17 protein-coding genes are annotated in these 19502 nt (G+C 59.5%); 11 read left to right on the forward strand and 6 right to left on the reverse strand.

Annotation, left to right across the window (positions count from 1 at the left end; translation table 11 throughout):
- Positions 1-13: 13 nt before the first annotated feature.
- Together IB252_RS01165 and IB252_RS01170 are read left to right on the forward strand one after the other, a co-directional pair.
- Positions 14-928, forward strand: coding sequence for an alpha/beta hydrolase (locus tag IB252_RS01165; protein ID WP_192406339.1), 915 nt, complete (start codon positions 14-16; stop codon positions 926-928).
- On the forward strand, positions 925-1254 hold the full coding sequence (locus tag IB252_RS01170; protein ID WP_111451408.1) for a hypothetical protein: 330 nt from the start codon (positions 925-927) through the stop codon (positions 1252-1254). Before IB252_RS01165 ends, IB252_RS01170 begins: the two co-directional genes overlap by 4 nt.
- A gap of 73 nt (positions 1255-1327) precedes the next feature.
- On the opposite strand, the gene IB252_RS01175 is transcribed toward IB252_RS01170, so the two are convergent.
- The 4 genes from IB252_RS01175 to IB252_RS01190 all read right to left on the reverse strand — a co-directional run bounded on the left by IB252_RS01175 (position 1328) and on the right by IB252_RS01190 (position 5203).
- Positions 1328-3031: a transposase gene (locus IB252_RS01175; protein ID WP_192406340.1), complete on the reverse strand. Its 1704-nt coding sequence runs from the start codon at positions 3029-3031 to the stop codon at positions 1328-1330.
- A 171-nt stretch (positions 3032-3202) separates the two neighbouring features.
- Positions 3203-3994, reverse strand: a complete 792-nt coding sequence (locus IB252_RS01180; protein ID WP_111451409.1) for an OmpA family protein — start codon at positions 3992-3994, stop codon at positions 3203-3205.
- A 45-nt stretch (positions 3995-4039) separates the two neighbouring features.
- A complete protein-coding gene (locus IB252_RS01185) occupies positions 4040-4453 on the reverse strand; it encodes a DUF4398 domain-containing protein (RefSeq protein ID WP_111451410.1) in 414 nt (137 codons plus the stop codon).
- 405 nt (positions 4454-4858) lie between these two features.
- Positions 4859-5203: a hypothetical protein gene (locus IB252_RS01190; RefSeq protein WP_008156734.1), complete on the reverse strand. Its 345-nt coding sequence runs from the start codon at positions 5201-5203 to the stop codon at positions 4859-4861.
- A 1078-nt stretch (positions 5204-6281) separates the two neighbouring features.
- On the opposite strand from IB252_RS01190, the gene ppc reads away from it, so the two are divergent.
- The 6 genes from ppc (at position 6282) to IB252_RS01220 (ending at position 12865) form a co-directional block, all read left to right on the forward strand.
- On the forward strand, positions 6282-8912 hold the full coding sequence (gene ppc, locus IB252_RS01195) for a phosphoenolpyruvate carboxylase (RefSeq protein ID WP_192406342.1): 2631 nt from the start codon (positions 6282-6284) through the stop codon (positions 8910-8912).
- A gap of 289 nt (positions 8913-9201) precedes the next feature.
- Positions 9202-9849, forward strand: coding sequence for an adenylate kinase (adk, locus tag IB252_RS01200; protein WP_074879776.1), 648 nt, complete (start codon positions 9202-9204; stop codon positions 9847-9849).
- Between the two features lie 87 nt (positions 9850-9936).
- On the forward strand, positions 9937-10611 hold the full coding sequence (tsaB, locus tag IB252_RS01205; RefSeq protein WP_095128123.1) for a tRNA (adenosine(37)-N6)-threonylcarbamoyltransferase complex dimerization subunit type 1 TsaB: 675 nt from the start codon (positions 9937-9939) through the stop codon (positions 10609-10611).
- Positions 10612-10843: 232 nt separating this feature from the next.
- Positions 10844-11149: a hypothetical protein gene (locus tag IB252_RS01210; RefSeq protein WP_076029904.1), complete on the forward strand. Its 306-nt coding sequence runs from the start codon at positions 10844-10846 to the stop codon at positions 11147-11149.
- Entirely contained in the window at positions 11149-12009 is an 861-nt protein-coding gene (locus IB252_RS01215; protein ID WP_192406344.1) for a DUF72 domain-containing protein, read from the forward strand. The genes IB252_RS01210 and IB252_RS01215 overlap by 1 nt, the downstream gene beginning before the upstream one ends.
- 34 nt (positions 12010-12043) lie before the next feature.
- Positions 12044-12865 (forward strand): isocitrate lyase/PEP mutase family protein, encoded by an 822-nt coding sequence (locus IB252_RS01220; protein WP_134101798.1) that lies wholly within the window; start codon positions 12044-12046, stop codon positions 12863-12865.
- Between the two features lie 14 nt (positions 12866-12879).
- Here the strand turns inward: IB252_RS01220 and IB252_RS01225 are convergent, their stop codons facing one another.
- Positions 12880-13500, reverse strand: coding sequence for an energy transducer TonB (locus IB252_RS01225; protein WP_192406345.1), 621 nt, complete (start codon positions 13498-13500; stop codon positions 12880-12882).
- A 93-nt stretch (positions 13501-13593) separates the two neighbouring features.
- On the opposite strand from IB252_RS01225, the gene IB252_RS01230 reads away from it, so the two are divergent.
- Complete coding sequence (locus tag IB252_RS01230; protein ID WP_008146717.1) at positions 13594-14376, forward strand: class I SAM-dependent methyltransferase; 783 nt, start codon at positions 13594-13596, stop codon at positions 14374-14376.
- 123 nt (positions 14377-14499) lie between these two features.
- Here the strand turns inward: IB252_RS01230 and IB252_RS01235 are convergent, their stop codons facing one another.
- Positions 14500-15135 carry a TetR/AcrR family transcriptional regulator gene (locus tag IB252_RS01235; RefSeq protein WP_192406347.1) on the reverse strand — a complete coding sequence of 212 codons (636 nt, stop codon included), beginning with the start codon at positions 15133-15135 and terminating at the stop codon, positions 14500-14502.
- A gap of 93 nt (positions 15136-15228) precedes the next feature.
- Between IB252_RS01235 and IB252_RS01240 the strand changes: the two genes are divergently transcribed.
- A complete protein-coding gene (locus tag IB252_RS01240) occupies positions 15229-16329 on the forward strand; it encodes an efflux RND transporter periplasmic adaptor subunit (RefSeq protein WP_192406348.1) in 1101 nt (366 codons plus the stop codon).
- Between the two features lie 6 nt (positions 16330-16335).
- Positions 16336-19407: an efflux RND transporter permease subunit gene (locus tag IB252_RS01245; RefSeq protein ID WP_192406350.1), complete on the forward strand. Its 3072-nt coding sequence runs from the start codon at positions 16336-16338 to the stop codon at positions 19405-19407.
- Positions 19408-19502 lie beyond the last annotated feature (95 nt).

The raw sequence follows: 19502 nt of genomic DNA on the forward strand, positions 1-19502 counted from the left end.
GAGGTTTCATCGGATGAGATTCCTCGGGATTTTTTGCCTGCTGCTGACTTTGAGCGGCTGCAGCTCGCTGCTGTTCTACCCCGAGCCCGGCCAGCTGTTCACCCCGGAAAAAGCCAAACTCGAATACCGTGACGTCACCCTGACCACCGCCGATGGCCTCAAGCTGCACGGCTGGTGGTTGCCGGCCAAACAAGGGGTCGAGGTCAAAGGCACGGTGCTGCATTTGCACGGTAACGGCGGCAATCTGCCCATGCACCTAGGGGGCAGTTGGTGGTTGCCGAAAGAAGGGTATCAAGTGCTGCTGGTGGACTATCGCGGTTACGGGCTGTCTGAAGGCAAACCGAGTTTGCCGGCGATCTATCAGGACATCGACGCCGCGTTCAAATGGCTCGACCAGGCGCCGGAGGTCAAGGGCAAGCCGCTGATCTTGCTCGGCCAGAGCCTCGGCGGTTCGATGGCCGTTCACTATCTCGTTCAACACCCCGAACGGCAGAAGCAACTCAAGGCTTTCGTCCTCGACGGCGTACCCGCCAGTTACCGCAGTGTCGGTCGCTTTGCGTTGAGCAACTCATGGGTTTTCTGGACGTTCCAGGTGCCGCTGTCCTGGCTGGTGCCGGACGGTGATAGCGCGATCAACTCCATGGCGCAACTCAATGGCGTGCCGAAACTGATCTACCACAGCATCGACGATCCGATCGTGCCCCTTTCCAACGGCATCCGTCTGTATCAAGCTGCGCCGCCGCCGCGGGTGCTGCAACTGACCCGTGGTGGTCATGTGCAGACGTTCGCCGACCCGGTCTGGCGCAAAGTCATGCTGCGTTTTCTCGATGACCCGCAGCATTTCAACGGTCTGCGCCGCCTGGGTGAAGTCCCGAATTACCCGGCGCCGAAAAATTCTGAAGATGAACCACCAGAGAGTCCGCAATGAGTGAAGAACGTAACGCCATCCCGCTGATCATCACCGGTATCTGCAGCATCCTCGGCACTGTCGGAGCCCTGTGGTTCTACGGCTACCTGCACTTCGCCAAACCCGAAGATGCGCTGCTGCTCAGCGACTTCACCATGCTCAAGACGGTGCCGGGCGAAGACTACAAAGTCTCCCTGGAACCGGCCTCGCAAGTCGCGCAGTGCATCGATGGCGTGCTGGTGATGTTCGACACCGAACAGAAAGGCCTGAGCGGCGTGTTGGTCAACAACAAGAAAAAAGCGGTGCGCTGCATGGGCGAGGAAACCCCGCAGAAGCTCGAGCAGTAACGCCGGATGTATTTGTCGATGATGATCCATTGTGGTGAGGGGGAAAGCCTCCTCGCCGCATCGGCTGCACTGATTACTTATTCACTGTAAAAGGGCGATTGACTGCCCATCCGGAGCGCTTGCCGTCGATCTGCTGCCATGCACTTATCGAAAAAGGTCCGGGAGGCAGCGTCCAGGTACTTGTTACGTTCCATTTGCCATAGGCATCTACAGTGGTTTCAGCCAGCACGCTGTATTGAAGGCCACTTTGCACCACGCGAATGTGAGCCCCTGGAATCCCCGTTCCCGACAGCTGTGGGTTGGCTCCGCTGGCTGAGTTGGCCACCGGCGTTTCGATGACTGGAGGCTGTACTACCAGGTCAATGACTTTGAACATTCGAGCTGCCGATACGATTGCCTTGCTGTTGCCGAAGACCTGAAGAGCCGCGATCGTGTGGTTCCCCTGGGACTGGTTGGTCGCAGGGCTTATAGACCATCGTCCGTGAGCATCCGCAGTCGTTGTCATCGTGGTATTTGGATTTTGAGCGTCGGTAATCTGGATAACGGCTCCAGGCCACCCGGTCCCGGCAATGACTGGTTTGAATCCGGTTTGGGCATTTTGCGCCGGTGTGTCGATTGTCGGGGCAGGAACTGTTGTCGTGCAGTCGGGTAGTCGTACATCGTTGAAGGCAACAGCCAACGTCACGCCTGCCTTGTCTGCCGTACATACAGCGACTTTGACTTTAGCGGTCGTATCCTCCAGTACCTGGCCTGGCTGTAACGTCGGGTCATTCGTTGATGCTGTTTGCGGTGTAGCGTCCAATTGAATGTTGGAAACTGTACCTCCCATGTTGGTGTACCTGATCCATACGCCAGTCACGCGGTTATCGTCCGCGGAGAAACCGTCGAAAGGGGTCGGTTGCCTGAACTCCAGAGCAATCTGCGTAGGGCTGGTGGGGCGATTGATGACATACGATTGAGGGCCTGGAGTTCCCAGGGCTGTCAAACGGTAGAGTCCTGTCTGGCTGATGACAGCTGCTTGTGAGTCATCGAGCCATCCGGAATACCAGCGATTATGAGCGGGATACAGCGTATTGCCACCTGATACCGAGTCGCCGGTGTCGCGGTAGCCGATGACTGTGCATTGCTCGGGAGCAAAGACTGTCACACCGGTTTTCGGGCAATTGATATAAGTCCCCCCATGGTGGTAACCCAGACTGTGCCCAAACTCGTGATTGAAGACATGGGCTGTGTTGGGCGCGCCATAGACGCCCATCGTATTACCTGGAACGTAAGCGCTTGCGCCACCACCACAATCAACGACAGTGACGAGATAGTCGTAGGCAATGTTTTGCGCCTTTGCTGCTGCGTCTCCCAATCGCCATACCGCTCCCAGACCACAAGTTTGTATTCCGAACTCGGCTGAGATCATTTGCCCTTCAAGTAGAAGTTTCCCTCCCGACGCCGCCCGGATATAGGACCGGAATGAGAGTGGGTCGTCAGAAAAGGTTTGTTTCCAGAGTTTCGCAGTATCGAACCTGTAGCCGTTGTTCCAGTGACCTACTACTAGCAGCGCTTTTTTCTTACCAACCATGGGACGTTGGCTGATGGCTGCGTTTAATTCCAGATCTTCGCTGGGCACGGCATCATCGTCTCGATAGCCGAAGCCGTCATCGGTGGTATTGCTGTTCATCCCGGAGACAGCTGTGCCGCTTTTTTGAGGGGCAGTGCTGGTTTGCGCTGATACTGGCTGAATGTGCATCAGACATAACGCCAGGCACACGGCGAGCAGTTTCATGGATTGATTCCACCTAGGCTTGTTAAATGGCTTTGGGAAACTATCAATCCATCCAGCCGAGTCTATCTACTGTCAGAAATAACAGGAGCGACGAACGGCAACCGCACCCAAGTATAGAAAAGCCCCGCCTGATCAGATCAGGCGGGGCTTTTGTGTTTCAGCAGGCGATGCTTAGTTCGAGCTGACCGCCGAACGCGGGATCACCGGCTGGTTGTCGTTGGAAATGGTCACTTCCACCCGACGGTTCATCGCACGGCCCGAGACGCTGCTGTTCTCGGCCACCGGGTATTCCTTGCCGTAACCCTGCGCCACGATGCGCGCCGGATCAACGCCCATTTTCACCAGTGCCATGCGCACGGAACCGGCACGTCGCTCGGACAGCGACTGGTTGTGGTTTGCGGCGCCCGTGCTGTCGGTGTAGCCCTCAACGATCACTTTGCGATCAGGGTTTTCCGAGAGGAACTGCGCCAGTTTGTTGATATTCACCAGACCGCTGGACTTCAGGTCAGCCCTGTCAGTGGCAAACAGCACATCACCGAACGTCACCAAGGTACCGCGATCAGTCTGCTTGGCGTTCAGGCTGTCCTGTAATTGCTTGATCTGCGCGTCGCGGGCATCCAGACGAGCCTGGGCACGCTGCGCGGAAGCATTTTTCAGATTGGCTTCGGCGTTGCGCAGGGCGATGGTCTGCTTCGCCACTTCAACACGTTGATTGGTCAGGTAAGCCAGTTGATCGACCTTGGCCTGGTCTTCTTTGTCCTGGTAAGCCTTGTCGGCCTTGTCCAGGTAATCGCTGGCTTCCTTGGTTTCCAGCGCCGCGACTTTACTGGCTTGCGGGTTGGTTTGCAGGCCGGTGTAGTTGCTGCGGGCCTGTTCCAGGTTCGCGTTCGGCGGCGTGGAGCAGGCGGCCAGTGCAACGCTTGCGGCCAGCAGGGCAGGGATCATCAATTGTTTACGGGTCATGGTTTCGTCCTTTTAATCGAGTAAGAAGTGCGTCGTGCCGGCCGTTTATTGAACGGTGCGCTGGCTTTCCTGACGCAGTTCTTGAACACCTTTCTGAGAGTCCTTCACAGCCTGTTCAGCTTTGATCGCCTGGGCTTTGCGCTCAGCCACGCGAGCGTCCCACTCGGCCTGTTCGGCCAGGACTTTGGCTTCGTCATACTTTTTGTCGTGCAGGGCGATTTCGGCTTGTTTGAGCTTGTCCTGCGCGGACTTCATTTCCACTGCCGCGAATTCGGTACCGCCGGCACTGACGGCGCTGTTGACCGCCGATTCCGTCACGGCGAATTGCTCGCTTGGCGGATTACCGGCACAACCGGCCAGAACGAGGCTGCTGCCGATGGCCAGTGCAGCCAGTTTCAGGCTACGCAGAGGGGGGAACGAGGATTTGGCAGTTCGGGTTTTCATGGTCTTCAACTCCATTGGAATAACTCCTGAAAAACTTAAAAATCCATCCTGGGTATGGAGCCGCAACCTTCAATTTCCGTGGGTGTTTTGAAACGGCCATCCCAGGCGTGGTTAATGGGTGTGACCCGTGGCGTTTTTCGAAAGTTCAGAGAATATGGCCCATTGCCCGAAAAACTTTGACCGAACGGACAAGGCTCTAACTTGGGTATTTTGGCGATGCGAAGCGGTATTCCCGACTCGCTATAGGGTCGGGAGTACGCAATTGTCGAAGGGAAATGCACGCCAATGTGGGAGCGGCGGTGCGACGATTCGACTTGCTCGCGAAGAATCCGTCTCAGTTGAAACAAATGTTAACTGACGCACCGCTTTCGCGAGCAAGTCGAATCGTCGCACCGCCACTCCCACAGGTTCAGCGCAAATTCAGTGTTTCTGTTTGTCGTCGACGGCCGACAAATCGTGCAAATGACGACGGGATAATGCGAGAAAACGGGGAGTCGGACCGATGTCTTCGTACAGCGGATCACCTTCTTCGTCGGTGGCCACGACGGTCGAGCCCTTGACGTACGGGAAGCTTTTTTCGAGCTCTTCCAGGGCGGCGCCGATCAGTTCGCCGAGCAGTTCTTCGGGCTGGCGTTTGGGGTACATCTCGATAATGGCTGCCAGCCGTGCGGCGGCCTCCACATCCAGATGAATCGAGTATCCGGTGTCGGTCAGGCGACCCTTGGCGTTTTCTTCCCAGTGATGGGCAAGCTCGCGGATTTTCATAGTGACCTCAATGCGCACCTGCTCGTGGCAGGCAGTGTCAGTGTCCGGCAATCGCCGGTGGCAGCCTTTGTACGGCTTATTCTTCAGACTAGCTTTAACGTCCAGGGTTTAAAGTCCCTTCGTCGTCTTATTGAGCGGGGATTGGGTGTATATCCGTTTTTGCGGTCACGGCTGCTTATGGTTCCGCTCTTACAGCGGGTCACTTGGAAAAGCCCCAAGTAACCAAGGGCTCTTGCCCCTTTCGATCGGTGCCTCGCTGTGGCTCGGCATGCCCTCGCTCCGGTCCTGCTCCGTGGGCCCGCCGCCATCGGCCATCCATGGCCGGGGGCGGCTAACCCGGCATCCATGCCGGGTTGCCCACTGCGCAGAACCTCCACTCGGCCTCCCGAGGGGGCGAGTACCGCAAAAGCAACGCGAGGCGGCCTACCGGCCGGCCTGTCTCTTCAAGCGTACGCATTCCCCTTTGGGAGCGAGCCTGCTCGCGAAAGACGTGAACGATAACGCGTGCTGTCTGAATGAACGAGGTGTCCGGACGTTTTTCGCGAGCAGGCTCGCTCCCACAGATACCGCGCTAGGCTTTGGCTTTGGCTTTGGCTTTGGCTTTGGCTTTGGCTTTGGCTTTGGCTTTGGCTTTGGCTTTTGATCTAGATCTGCCTGCCCCTTTCCCAGAGGCCGAACGCAGGCGTTGCGTAGGGGGCACCGCGGCAAGGATGCCGCGGTAGCCGCCCCCGGCCATGGATGGCCGATGGCGGCGGGCCCCCGGAGCAATGCCGGAGTGAGGGCATGCCGAGCCTAGGCGAGGCACCGAATGGCGGGGCAAAAGCGCTTTGGTTACTTTCGCGCTTTTCGAAAGTGACTCGCTGTAAAAGCGAAACCGTAATCAGCCATCACCGCAGAAACGGATATGTACCCACCAACCCAATCCCAACCTCAACCCCAATCCCAATCCCAATCCCAAACTTTCTCAGGCGAACAGCATTCCCATCCTCGTCCGCTTGTAAGAACCGCTTCACAGCGGCACTCTCTAACCCAAGAGCATGGACCTCAAGTCACCCGGATTTTCGCTGGAGAACTGCTGATGACCGATATTGATGCACGCTTGCGCGAGGATGTTCACCTGTTGGGTGAACTGTTGGGCAACACCATTCGTGAACAGTACGGGGACGGTTTTCTCGACAAGATCGAGCAGATCCGCAAAGGCGCCAAGGCCGACCGTCGCGGTTCGATGGACGCTGAACTGAGCGCCAGCCTCAACCAATTGAGCGAAGCAGAGTTGCTGCCGGTGGCGCGGGCGTTCAACCAGTTTCTCAACCTGGCCAATATCGCCGAGCAATATCAGCTGATACACCGTCGCGAAGAGTCACAGCCTGCGCCGTTCGAAGCGAGGGTGCTGCCGGAATTGCTCGCCCGCCTGAGTGCTGAAGGCCATGGTGCCGAATCCCTGGCCCGGCAACTGGGACGGCTGGAGATTGAGTTGGTCCTCACCGCGCACCCGACCGAAGTCGCGCGCCGCACGCTGATCCAGAAATACGACGCCATTGCCGCGCAACTGGCCGCCCAGGACCATCGCGACCTGACCACCGCCGAGCGCGAGCAGATCCAGACGAAGTTGCAGCGCCTGATCGCCGAAGCCTGGCACACCGAAGAAATCCGCCGCACCCGCCCAACCCCCGTGGATGAAGCCAAGTGGGGCTTTGCGGTGATCGAGCATTCGCTGTGGCAGGCGATCCCCAACTATTTGCGCAAGGCCGATAAAGCCCTGCATGACGCCACGGGCCTGCACCTCCCACTGGAGGCAGCGCCGATTCGCTTTGCCTCGTGGATGGGCGGTGACCGCGATGGCAACCCCAACGTGACCGCCGCCGTGACCCGTGAAGTCTTGCTGCTGGCGCGGTGGATGGCCGCGGACTTGTACTTGCGCGATGTCGATCACCTGGCGGCCGAGTTGTCGATGCAACAGGCCAGCGATGACTTGAAGGCCAAGGCCGGGGACAGCGCCGAACCTTACCGTGCGGTGCTGAAACAGCTGCGTGAACGCCTGCGCGCGACGCGTAACTGGGCTCACGCCTCCTTGACGCAGACCACGCCGGCACCCGCCGATGTGTTGCAAAACAACCGCGAGCTGCTTGATCCGTTGGAGCTGTGCTTCCACTCGCTGCATGAATGCGGCATGGGCGTGATCGCTGATGGGCCGCTGCTCGATTGCCTGCGCCGGGCGGTGACGTTCGGGCTGTTCCTGGTACGGCTCGATGTGCGTCAGGACTCGACGCGACATACCGCGGCCATGACCGAGATCACCGATTACCTGGGCCTGGGACGCTACGAGGACTGGAGCGAGGAAGAGCGCATCGCTTTCCTGATGCGCGAACTGAACAACCGCCGGCCGTTGTTGCCGGCGTACTTCAAGCCATCGGCCGACACCGCTGAGGTGCTGGCGACCTGCCGGGAAATCGCTGCAGCACCGAGCGCATCGCTCGGTTCGTATGTGATCTCCATGGCCGGCGCGGCTTCCGACGTGTTGGCCGTGCAGCTGCTGCTCAAAGAGTCTGGCGTGTTGCGGCCGATGCGCGTGGTGCCGCTGTTCGAAACGCTTGCCGACCTCGACAACGCCGGCCCGGTGATCGAAAAACTGCTGCTGTTGCCCGGTTATCGCTCGCGCCTGCAAGGGCCGCAGGAAGTGATGATTGGCTACTCCGACTCGGCCAAGGACGCCGGCACGACGGCGGCTGCCTGGGCGCAGTATCGGGCGCAGGAGCGCTTGGTCGACATCTGCCGCGAGCAACAAGTGGAACTGCTGTTGTTCCACGGTCGCGGTGGCACCGTGGGGCGCGGCGGCGGCCCGGCACACGCGGCGATTCTCTCGCAGCCACCGGGTTCGGTGGCAGGGCGTTTCCGTACCACCGAGCAGGGGGAAATGATTCGTTTCAAATTCGGCCTGCCGGACATTGCCGAGCAGAACCTCAATCTGTACCTGGCGGCGGTACTGGAAGCGACCTTGCTGCCACCGCCGCCACCAGAGCCTGCCTGGCGCAATCTGATGGACGAATTGGCCGCTGACGGTGTCAGCGCTTACCGCGCCGTGGTGCGGGAAAATCCGCAGTTCGTTGAGTATTTCCGCCAGTCCACTCCAGAGCAGGAACTGGGACGCTTGCCGCTGGGCAGTCGCCCGGCCAAGCGCCGCGCCGGCGGGATTGAAAGCCTGCGGGCGATCCCGTGGATCTTCGGTTGGACCCAGACGCGTCTGATGTTGCCGGCGTGGCTCGGCTGGGAAGCGGCGTTGAGCAAGGCGCTGGAGCGTGGCGAAGGCGAGCTGCTGGGGCAGATGCGCGAGCAGTGGCCGTTCTTCCGCACGCGCATCGATATGCTGGAAATGGTGTTGGCCAAGGCCGATGCCGATATCGCCCGGTCCTACGATGAGCGCTTGGTCGAGCCGGATCTGCTCCCTTTGGGTGCGCATTTACGCGACCTATTGTCGCAGGCCTGCTCGGTGGTCCTGGGGCTGACCGGTCAGTCGCAGCTACTGGCACATAGCCCAGCCACGCTTGAATTCATCCGCTTGCGCAACACTTACCTCGACCCTCTTCATCTATTGCAGGCTGAGTTGTTGGCGCGTTCGCGACAACAGGAAGTGGCGCAGGGCAGCCCGGTAGAACAAGCGCTGCTGGTGTCTGTGGCGGGGATTGCCGCCGGTTTGCGTAATACCGGCTAAGGTTTTCGTCGTGGGTCAAGGCGCTCGGCGCGAGCGTCGAGTTGCCTGTGGGCGAGGGGTTGAAATGTGCTGCCAGGCGACAGTTAGTGATGGGGTTGCGACTAGGGTTACCCCGACGAAAGGCCACATCAGGCGCGGGTTTCTCCGACTTTCGGCGGCTTGTGTGGTCCGGGCCTGCTGTGTATCTTGATCAGCCTTTGACCGTTTGGGCGGTCACGACCCTTTTTTTGAGATTGGCCCCACGAGGCGAATCTGACGTTATCTATATAAAAAATTGAGGAGCACATCGATGCGCGTCATTCTGCTGGGAGCTCCCGGGGCCGGTAAAGGTACTCAGGCAAAGTTCATCACCGAAAAATTCGGCATTCCGCAAATCTCCACTGGTGACATGTTGCGTGCGGCGGTCAAGGCCGGCACCGAGCTGGGCCTGATCGCCAAGAGCGTCATGGACAGCGGTGGTCTGGTTTCCGATGACCTGATCATCAACCTGGTCAAGGAACGCATCAGCCAGGCTGATTGCGCCAACGGTTTCCTGTTCGACGGTTTCCCGCGCACCATTCCTCAGGCTGAAGCCCTGGTGAAAGCCGGCGTCGAGCTGGACCACGTGTTGGAAATCGACGTTAAAGACGAAGACATCGTTCAGCGAATCGCTGGCCGTCGTGTTCACGAGGCCAGCGGCCGCGTGTACCACATCGTCTACAACCCGCCAAAAATTGCCGGTAAAGACGACATCACCGGCGACGAGCTGGTGCAGCGCAAAGACGACACTGAAGAAACCGTGCGTCATCGCCTGTCGGTCTACCACGCCCAGACCGAGCCTCTGGTGAAGTTTTACCAGGAGCTGTCCGTCGCTCAAGGCAAACCGAAGTACAGCCACGTCGAAGGTGTTGGCTCGGTTGAAGCGATCACCGGCAAAGTGCTTGAAGCACTGAGCTAAAAAAACGCTTCATCTTCTACGGCCCGCTTGCGGGCCGTAGTTGTTTATACTGGCGCACTTTTTCTGACCTCTCTTACGGAAACATCGATGAGCACCTTGCTGGCCCTGGACACCGCGACTGAAGCTTGCTCCGTTGCCTTGCTGCATGACGGCAAAGTCACGAGCCATTACGAGGTGATCCCGCGCTTGCATGCGCAGAAGTTGCTGCCGATGATTCAGCAGTTGCTGGCGGATGCCGGGACCACCCTGCAAGCGGTCGATGCAATTGCTTTCGGACGGGGTCCGGGGGCGTTCACCGGCGTGCGGATCGCCATCGGCGTGGTACAGGGGCTGGCGTTTGCGCTGGATCGCCCGGTGTTGCCGGTGTCGAACTTGGCCGTGCTGGCGCAGCGGGCCTATCGCGAACATGGCGTGAGCCAGGTCGCGGCCGCCATTGATGCGCGCATGGACGAAGTGTATTGGGGTTGCTACCGCGAAACGGCGGGGGAGATGCGGCTGGTCGGCAATGAAGCGGTGCTGCCGCCGGAAGTGGCCGCGTTGCCGGCTGACGCCAGTGGTGAGTGGTTTGGCGCTGGCACTGGCTGGGGTTATGCCGAGCGCATCGCCGTCAGCCTGACCGGGCAGGATGCAGGCATGTTGCCTCACGCTGAAGATCTGCTGACCCTGGCGCGTTTTGCCTGGGCGCGGGGTGAGGCGATTGTGGCTGATGAGGCTCAGCCGGTGTACTTGCGCGATAAAGTCGCGACCCCCAAAGCGCGCTAAATTCCGAGACCGAGTCGGTTTTATCGCGAGCAGGCTCGCTCCCACAGGTTTTGCGCTAACCCTGTGGGAGCGAGCCTGCTCGCGATAGCGATCTAACGAATGTAGCCAATCGTCGTTTTATATCCCCAGCTTTTAAACCTTTTCCATTTTCTGTGTTCTAGTTATCACTCGGCGGTTTGCGAAGTGGGCTATGCGCCACTAAACTGCCATCATTGATACCGGACATGTACTCATGCGTATAGACGGCGTTCCCTCCCAGTCCTACCCCATCAAGCGCAAGCCTCGCAAAGGCCCTGTGGCGGATGACGACTACGTCGATATTGACGGCGAGCAGGAAATTCCATCCGAAGAGCAAATGGCCGCCCGCGCTGCCAAAGCCTCTGCGCAGCGCTTGAGTAATCTCCCCGCCCGCCAACAAGACATGCTTTATCACCGCGCCATGAGCAGCAGTGTCGCGAAGGCCCTGGCCAGCTACCTGAGTACCGCCGGTTTTGTCGATTGGGATTCGGATGTGCTGGGCCTCGATCTGTACATCTGATGCAGTTGCCTTACTACCTGGGCTGTCCGTCCTGGAGTGAAAACGCCTGGCGCGACTACCTGTATCCGCTAGACGCAAAACCCGCCGAATTTCTGAGTCTCTATTCCCAAGTGTTTAACGCAGTGGAAGGCAATACGACCTTCCACGCGAGCCCGGCTGCGACCACCGTGCAGCGTTGGGTCGAGACCATGCCCGAACACTTTCGCTTCACTGCCAAGTTCCCCGGCGACATCAGCCACAGCGGTGACCTGCGCGAACAATTGACCGCTGCCGACACCTTCCTGCAATTGCTCAGCCCCCTCGGTGAACGGGTTTCACCGCTGTGGCTGCAACTGTCCAAAAGTTTTACGCCGCAGCGACTGTCGGAGCTTGCCGGTTTTATTGATGCGGTGGACCGGCCTCTGGCGGTTGAAGTGCGGCATGACGACTTCTTCGCCAAGGGCGATGCCGAGAGAATGCTCAATCGCCTGCTACTGGATCGCGGTGTCGAGCGTATCTGCCTCGATCCCCGCGCGCTGTTCAGCTGCACATCGACCGATCCTTCTGTCCTTCACGCCCAATCGAAAAAGCCCAGGGTGCCGCCCCGTCCGGCGGCCTTCACGCAATGTCCGCAGGTGCGCTTCATCGGCCATCCGCAGCTTGAGGCCAACGAGCCGTTCCTGGTGCCATGGGTCGAGAAAATCGCCGTGTGGATCGAAGAGGGCCGTACGCCCTATATCTTCCTGCACACCGCCGATAACCTGCTGGCCGCCAAACTGGCGCAACGTTTTCACGCAAAACTGATGCTGCGTTTGCCTGGCCTGCCGCCGCTGCCTGAGCTATACAGAGAGCCCGCTGCCGAGCAACTTGACCTGCTCTGAAGCGGATTCCCTGCCCTTTTCAGGAGCCTGCCAAATGGATGCGCAAACCCTTCGAGCCCAAGCGTTCAAAGCACTGCACGAACGCGCGGGGGCTTTTGTCATTCCCAACCCGTGGGATGCCGGCTCGGCGAAGATGCTCGCCAGCCTTGGTTTCGAAGCGCTGGCGACCACCAGTGCCGGATACGCCTTTTCCAACGCCCGCCCCGATGGCGCACTGACGCTGGATGACACCCTGGCAAACGTTCGGGCGATTGTTGCGGCAACTGATCTGCCCGTCGCCGTCGATCTGGAAAACGGCTTCGCTGACGATCCAGCCGAATGCGCGCAGAGTATTTTGCGTGCGGCAGAGGCCGGTGCGGTCGGCGGCTCTATCGAAGATGCCACCGGCCGTGAAGAAGCGCCGATCTACTGCTTCGAGCACGCCGTCGCGCGCATCGAGGCTGCCGTGGCAGCCGCTCGCAGCTTGCCGTTTCCCTTTATGTTGACCGCTCGCGCGGAGAACTTTCTGCACGGCAATCCTGATCTCGCCGATACCATTCGCCGCTTGCAGGCGTTTGCCGAGGCGGGTGCCGACGTGCTTTATGCGCCAGGGCTGCGCAGCGCTGAAGACGTGTTGGCGGTGGTCCGTGCCGTGGCGCCGAAACCGGTCAATGTGTTGATGTCCGGCGGACTGAAATTGACGGTCGAGCAGTTGAGCGAAATGGGCGTCAAACGCATCAGCGTCGGTTCGGCGCTGGCCTTGGCCGCCTATGGCGAGTTTTTCCGCGCTGCCGAAGAGATCAAGACGTCGGGCACCTTCGGATTCACGTCGCGTTCCATGCCGTACGCCCAGGCCAATCAATTGTTCAAAGGCTGACGATGCATTGAAGGTCAGGCGGCGATGCGCAGGTTTTGCAGGACGATCGGGCGAGCCCAGCCATTATCGAAGTCGAGTAGTTTCTGTTGCTCCACCAGTTCTTCGGGCGAGAACGGCGGGAATGGCTTGTCCAGCAGATCGAGTTCGAATTCGGCAATTGGCAGGTGCAGCGGACGCGGTTGTGGCGCTGGACCTGCTTGCGGTACAGGCTGACCTGCGGTGAGCACGATCGGGCGGACCCAACGGCTTTCGAAGTCCTGTTGCTTCTGTTGAGCGACGATTTCCTGTGCCGGGAACGGTGGGAAAGGTTTGTCGGCCAGCTCCATTTCGAACTCGGCAATCGGCAGGAACAGTGGCTCGGGCGGGCGGACCTCGGTTTCTTTCACATCGCATTCGCGCTGGGAAATGATGTGTGCCAGCAGTTCGCTGCCAACGGTGGGTTCGATCGGGCTGTCGAGATCAACCGGTGGAAAGTTGAGAGAAGCCGGTACGACATCGCCCGACTGATCGGCCAGGGCCTGGGCAAAGAAATCCTGCCACAGGTGACTGACGCCGCTCAGTGCTTGGGAGTTTCGTAGACCAAAATCGCCGTGTCGCGAAATGTAGCCTATCGATGTGCGTTGAATGTCTGACATTTCTCTCGGTCGACGCTCAGCTCTGGCAAAATGCTCGATAGTTTTGTTATCGGCCGTTTTTGCCGATCATTAATTTTTTGAGCGTGTTTTCTCATGATTGAGCAACCTGCGGCCTGCCGCATCCACGTCGAGGCCCTGGCCGCGACTTTTCAGCCACAGGCCGAGCAATGGGCCGAGCGCCTGGGTTTGCCGATGCAGGTGGATGACGGTGAGTTCGCCTTGCAGGTCGGCGACCAGGGTTTGCAGCTGCAGCAACTGGGCCCGGACGCACCGGGGCCGGTGCGGGTGGACTTTGTCGAGGGTGGCGCGGCCCATCGCCGCTTGTACGGCGGCGGCAGCGGTCAGATGATCGCCAAGGCTGTCGGGGTTGCCCAAGGCGTGCGTCCGCGCGTGCTGGATGCCACGGCGGGGCTGGGCAAAGATGCGTTCGTGCTGGCGAGCCTGGGCTGCGAGATGAGCCTGATCGAGCGTCAGCCGTTGATTGGCGCGTTGCTTGAAGATGGCCTGGCACGCGGCGCGGAAGACTTTGAGGTGGCGCCGATTGTGGCGCGGATGCGCTTGCTCAAGGGCAATTCGATCGAGGTGATGCGCAATTGGGAAGGCGAGCCGCCGCAGGTAATCTACCTCGACCCGATGTTTCCCCATCGTGAGAAAACGGCCTTGGTGAAGAAGGAAATGCGCCTGTTCCGGCCGCTGGTAGGCGATGACCCGGATGCGCCTGCACTGCTCGAAGCGGCGTTGGCGTTGGCCAGCCACCGGGTGGTGGTCAAGCGCCCGCGCAAGGCGCCCTGCATCGAAGGGCCGAAACCGAGTCATGCGCTGGACGGTAAATCCAGCCGGTATGACATTTATCCGAAGAAGGCGCTGAAGCCCTGATCCACACTGATCGTTCCCACGCTCTGCGTGGGAATGCAGCCAGGGACGCTCTGCGTCCCATCCAAAGCCGAACGCGGAGCGTCCGTTGAGGCATTCCCACGCAGAGCGTGGGAACGATCATCGCTAAGGCCGATACGCCCGCATAAACAACTCCACCACTTCCTGCACATGGCTCTCGGCCGCATCCCCGGTCAGCGGCTCGCCGCATCCATAGAGCAGCCTGAAATTCCCCGCCCCCTTGAGCAGGCAGAAGAAATGCTCGGCCGCATTGCGCGGTTTGTCGATGCTCAACGCGCCGCTGTGATCAACCTTGGTCAGCAGCCGCTCCATGCCCTGCAGCATGCGCTCAGGCCCGGCCTCGAAGAAGATCAGCGAGAGTTTTGGGTCCTGGCTGCCCAGCGTCATCATCAGCCGGTGCAGGTTGACCGATTCGTCGCTGTTGATCAGCAGATGAAAACCGCGCGCGATGTTCAACAGCACCGTCTCTATGGCAATGCCGTCCGGCAATTCGAAAAACAGCGTCGGCAATTGCTCTTCACACTTGGCCACCACGGCGGCGGAGAACAGTGTCTCCTTGTCGTTGAAATGGCTGTAGACCGTCAACTTCGACACACCGGCCTCGGCCGCGACGGCGTCCATGCTGGTACTCGCATAACCCTTGCTCAAAAACAGAATTTTCGCCGCCTCGAGGATCGCCTGGCGCTTGGCCAGATCCTTGGGACGGCCAGGGCCGTTGGGTACTGAAAGATTGTTAGGCATATGCGCTTTTAATACTGGACTGGTGAGTTTGCTATTAATAACATACCGCCAAGTATAATTATTCCAAGCACCATTAGCGAAAGGTCCTTCACCATGTTCCGCTATGCCTTGCCCCTCGCGTTGCCAGTCAGTCTGGCGTTTTTATTGTCTGCGTGCGGTCACGAAGAGGCGCCCCAAGTCACCGTTCGCCCGGCCATGGTCGTGCAGCCAGAGCCTTCGGCCCAGGCGATAGAAAGTTTTCCCGGTGAAGTCCGCGCACGGTATGAGCCGGACCTGGCGTTTCGCATTGGCGGTAAAGTCAGTCGACGACTGGTCGAAGAGGGGCAGCGGGTCAAGGCCGACCAACCTTTGGCGGAGCTCGATCCTCAGGACGTGCGCCTGCAACTGGAAGCTACCCGTGCCCAGGTCGCTGCTGCCGAGGCCAACCTGAACCTGGTCCGCGCCGAACGTGATCGCTACAAGACCCTGATGGACCGTCAGATGGTCAGCCGTTCGCAGTACGACAATGCCGAAAACCTTTACCGATCCGGTGAAGCACGCCTCAAGCAAATCAAAGCCGAATTCAACGTCTCGACCAATCAGGCCAGTTACGCCGTGCTGCGTGCGCCGCAGGATGGGGTGGTGGCTAAACGCGCGGTTGAAGTCGGGCAAGTGGTGGCGGCGGGGCAAACCGTATTTACCCTCGCCACCGATGGCGAACGCGAAGTGTTGATCAGCTTGCCGGAGCAGAGCTTTGGCCGCTTCAAGGTTGGTCAGCCAGTGTCGGTGGAACTCTGGACCCAACCCGACCAGCGTTTCGCCGGGCGCATCCGTGAGCTGTCGCCCGCTGCCGATCCAAAATCGCGCACCTTTGCCGCCCGTATCTCCTTCACCGCCGGCAAGGTTCCCGCTGAACTCGGCCAGAGTGCCCGGGTGTTCGTTCAGACCTCCGATGTGGTGCCGCTGTCGGTGCCGCTTTCCGCGCTGACCGCGGAAAACGGCGCGACCTACGTCTGGGTCGTCAATGCCAACAACACCCTGAAGAAAACCCCGGTGCGGGTCGGTGCCTTCGGCGAGAAAACCGTACCGGTACTCGAAGGACTGAACGCCAGCGATTGGGTGGTCGCCGCTGGCGTCCATGTGCTGCTTGAAGGGCAGCAGGTGCGTCCGGTGGATCGCTCCAATCGCGTGGTCAATCTGGCGGGCAAGGAGTAATCCCCGATGGGTTTCAATCTTTCTGAATGGGCGCTGCGTAATCGCCAGATCGTACTGTTCCTGATGCTCTTGCTGGCCATTGTCGGCGCACTGTCCTACACCAAGCTCGGCCAAAGTGAAGACCCGCCGTTCACCTTCAAGGCCATGGTGATTCGGACCAACTGGCCGGGGGCCACGGCGCAGGAAGTGTCGCGCCAGGTCACCGAGCGGATTGAAAAGAAACTGATGGAAACCGGCGAGTACGAACGCATCGTTTCGTTCTCCCGTCCGGGCGAATCCCAAGTGACGTTCGTTGCCCGTGATTCCATGCACTCGGTGGAAATCCCGGACCTCTGGTACCAGGTTCGCAAGAAGATCAGCGACATTCGTCAAACCCTGCCACCGGGTATCCAGGGGCCATTTTTCAATGATGAGTTCGGCACGACGTTTGGCAATATCTACGCCCTGACTGGCGAAGGTTTTGATTACGCGGTGCTCAAGGACTACGCCGACCGCGTGCAGATTCAGCTGCAACGGGTCAAGGATGTGGGCAAGGTCGATTTGCTCGGGTTACAGGACGAGAAGATCTGGATCGAACTCTCCAACGTCAAACTCGCCACCCTCGGCCTGCCTTTGTCGGCGGTGCAGCAGGCCCTTGAAGAGCAGAACGCGGTGTCCACCGCCGGGTTCTTCGAGACCTCCAGCGAGCGATTGCAGCTACGCGTCTCGGGGAATTTTCAGACGGTCGAAGAGATCAAGAACTTCCCGATCCGCGTCGGTGATCGCACCTTCCGGATCGCCGATGTGGCGGATGTGCGTCGGGGTTTCAACGATCCGCCAGCGCCGAGCATGCGCTTCATGGCAGAAAACGCCATCGGTCTGGCCGTGGCCATGAAGGACGGTGGCGACATTCTGGTGCTGGGCAAGGCGCTGGAAATCGAGTTCGACCGGATCCAGAAAAACCTTCCTGCCGGTATGCAGTTGCGCAAGGTCTCCGATCAGCCCGCCGCCGTGAAAAGCAGTGTCGGTGAATTTGTTCAGGTGCTGGTGGAAGCGCTGGCAATCGTCCTGCTGGTGAGTTTCTTCTCCCTCGGCGTGCGCACCGGCATGGTGGTCGCGCTGGCGATTCCTTTGGTATTGGCGATGACATTCGCCTGCATGTATTACCTGGGAATCGGCCTGCACAAGATTTCCCTCGGGGCATTGGTACTGGCGCTGGGTTTGTTGGTGGACGACGCAATCATCGCCGTGGAAATGATGGCGATCAAAATGGAGCAAGGCTTCGACCGGATCAAGGCGGCCAGTTTCGCCTGGACCAGCACCGCATTCCCGATGCTCACCGGCACGCTGATCACCGCTGCCGGCTTCCTGCCGATTGCCACTGCGCAATCGGGTACCGGCGAATACACTCGCTCGATCTTCCAGGTGGTGACCATCGCGTTACTGGCCTCGTGGGTGGCTGCTGTTGTGTTTGTGCCTTATCTGGGGGAAAAACTCTTGCCGGATCTGGCGAAGATTCATGCCGCCAAACATGGCACCGGCGGCGGCCAGCCCGACCCTTACGGCACGCCGTTCTATCAGCGCGTCAGACGCCTGGTGGAATGGTGCGTACGGCGACGCAAGACGGTCATTGTCCTGACGGTCGTGTTGTTTATCGGCTCTGTCATCCTGTTTCGCTTCGTGCCGCAACAGTTCTTCCCGGCATCGGGTCGTCTGGAATTGATGGTCGATCTGAAACTGGCCGAAGGCGCCTCGTTGAGCAACACCCGCGATGAGGTCAAACGCCTCGAAGCACTGCTCAAGGATCACGCCGGTATCGACAACTATGTCGCGTACGTCGGCACCGGTTCGCCACGTTTTTACCTGCCGCTGGATCAACAACTTCCTGCCGCGAGTTTCGCGCAGTTTGTCGTTCTGGCCAAAACCATCGAAGAGCGCGAAACCCTGCGCACCTGGCTGATCGAAGCCCTCAAGGAACAATTCCCGGCCCTGCGTGCGCGGGTGACACGTCTGGAGAACGGGCCACCGGTGGGTTATCCGATGCAGTTCCGGGTCACCGGTGAGCACATCGAGGAAGTCCGCGCGCTGGCCCGTAAAGTGGCCGCCAAGGTTCGCGAGAACCCGCACGTGGTCAACGTCCATCTGGATTGGGAAGAACCGAGCAAAGTCGTGTATCTGAACGTCGATCAGGACCGCGCCCGGGCGCTTGGCGTGAGCACTGCGAACCTGTCGAAGTTCCTGCAAAGCTCGCTGACCGGTTCGAGCGTCAGCCAGTACCGTGAAGACAACGAGTTGATTGAGATTCTGTTGCGCGGCACGTTGCACGAACGCACCGAACTGTCATTGCTGCCAAGCCTGGCGGTGCCGACTGACAACGGTCGCAGCGTAGCGTTGTCGCAAATCGCAACCCTGGAATACGGCTTCGAAGAAGGCATCATCTGGCACCGCAACCGCTTGCCGAACGTAACGGTCCGCGCTGACATCTACGGCAAGGAACAACCGGCGACACTGGTACAGCAGATCATGCCGACCCTCGATCCGATTCGCGCCGAACTGCCGGACGGGTATTTGCTGGAGGTCGGTGGCACGGTGGAAGACTCAGCTCGCGGGCAGAATTCGGTGAAGGCCGGTGTGCCGCTTTTCATCGTGGTGGTGCTGACGTTACTGATGCTGCAACTGCGCAGTTTCTCACGCACGGTGATGGTGTTTCTGACGGCGCCTTTGGGGTTGATCGGTGTGACCTTGTTTCTGATGGTGTTCCGTCAGCCGTTCGGCTTCGTCGCCATGCTCGGCACCATCGCGCTGTCCGGGATGATCATGCGTAACTCGGTGATTCTGGTGGACCAGATCGAGCAGGACATCGCCGCGGGGCTCAAGCCTTGGCAGGCGATTATTGAAGCCACGGTGCGGCGCTTCCGGCCGATTGTGTTGACTGCACTCGCGGCGGTGCTGGCAATGATTCCGCTATCACGCAGTGTGTTTTTCGGTCCGATGGCGGTGGCGATCATGGGCGGGTTGATTGTGGCGACGGCGTTGACGTTGCTGTTTTTGCCGGCGCTGTATGCGGCCTGGTTCCGAATCAAAAAGGACCCAGCCTGACCTCTGTAGGAGCAAAGCTTGCTCGCGATGCAGGCGCCTCGGTCCAAATGGCAGACCGAGGTGCAGCCATCGCGAGCAAGCTTTGCTCCTACGGA

The sequence above is a fragment of the Pseudomonas sp. PDM10 genome (assembly GCF_014852295.1).
Classification (GTDB): Bacteria; Pseudomonadota; Gammaproteobacteria; order Pseudomonadales; family Pseudomonadaceae; genus Aquipseudomonas.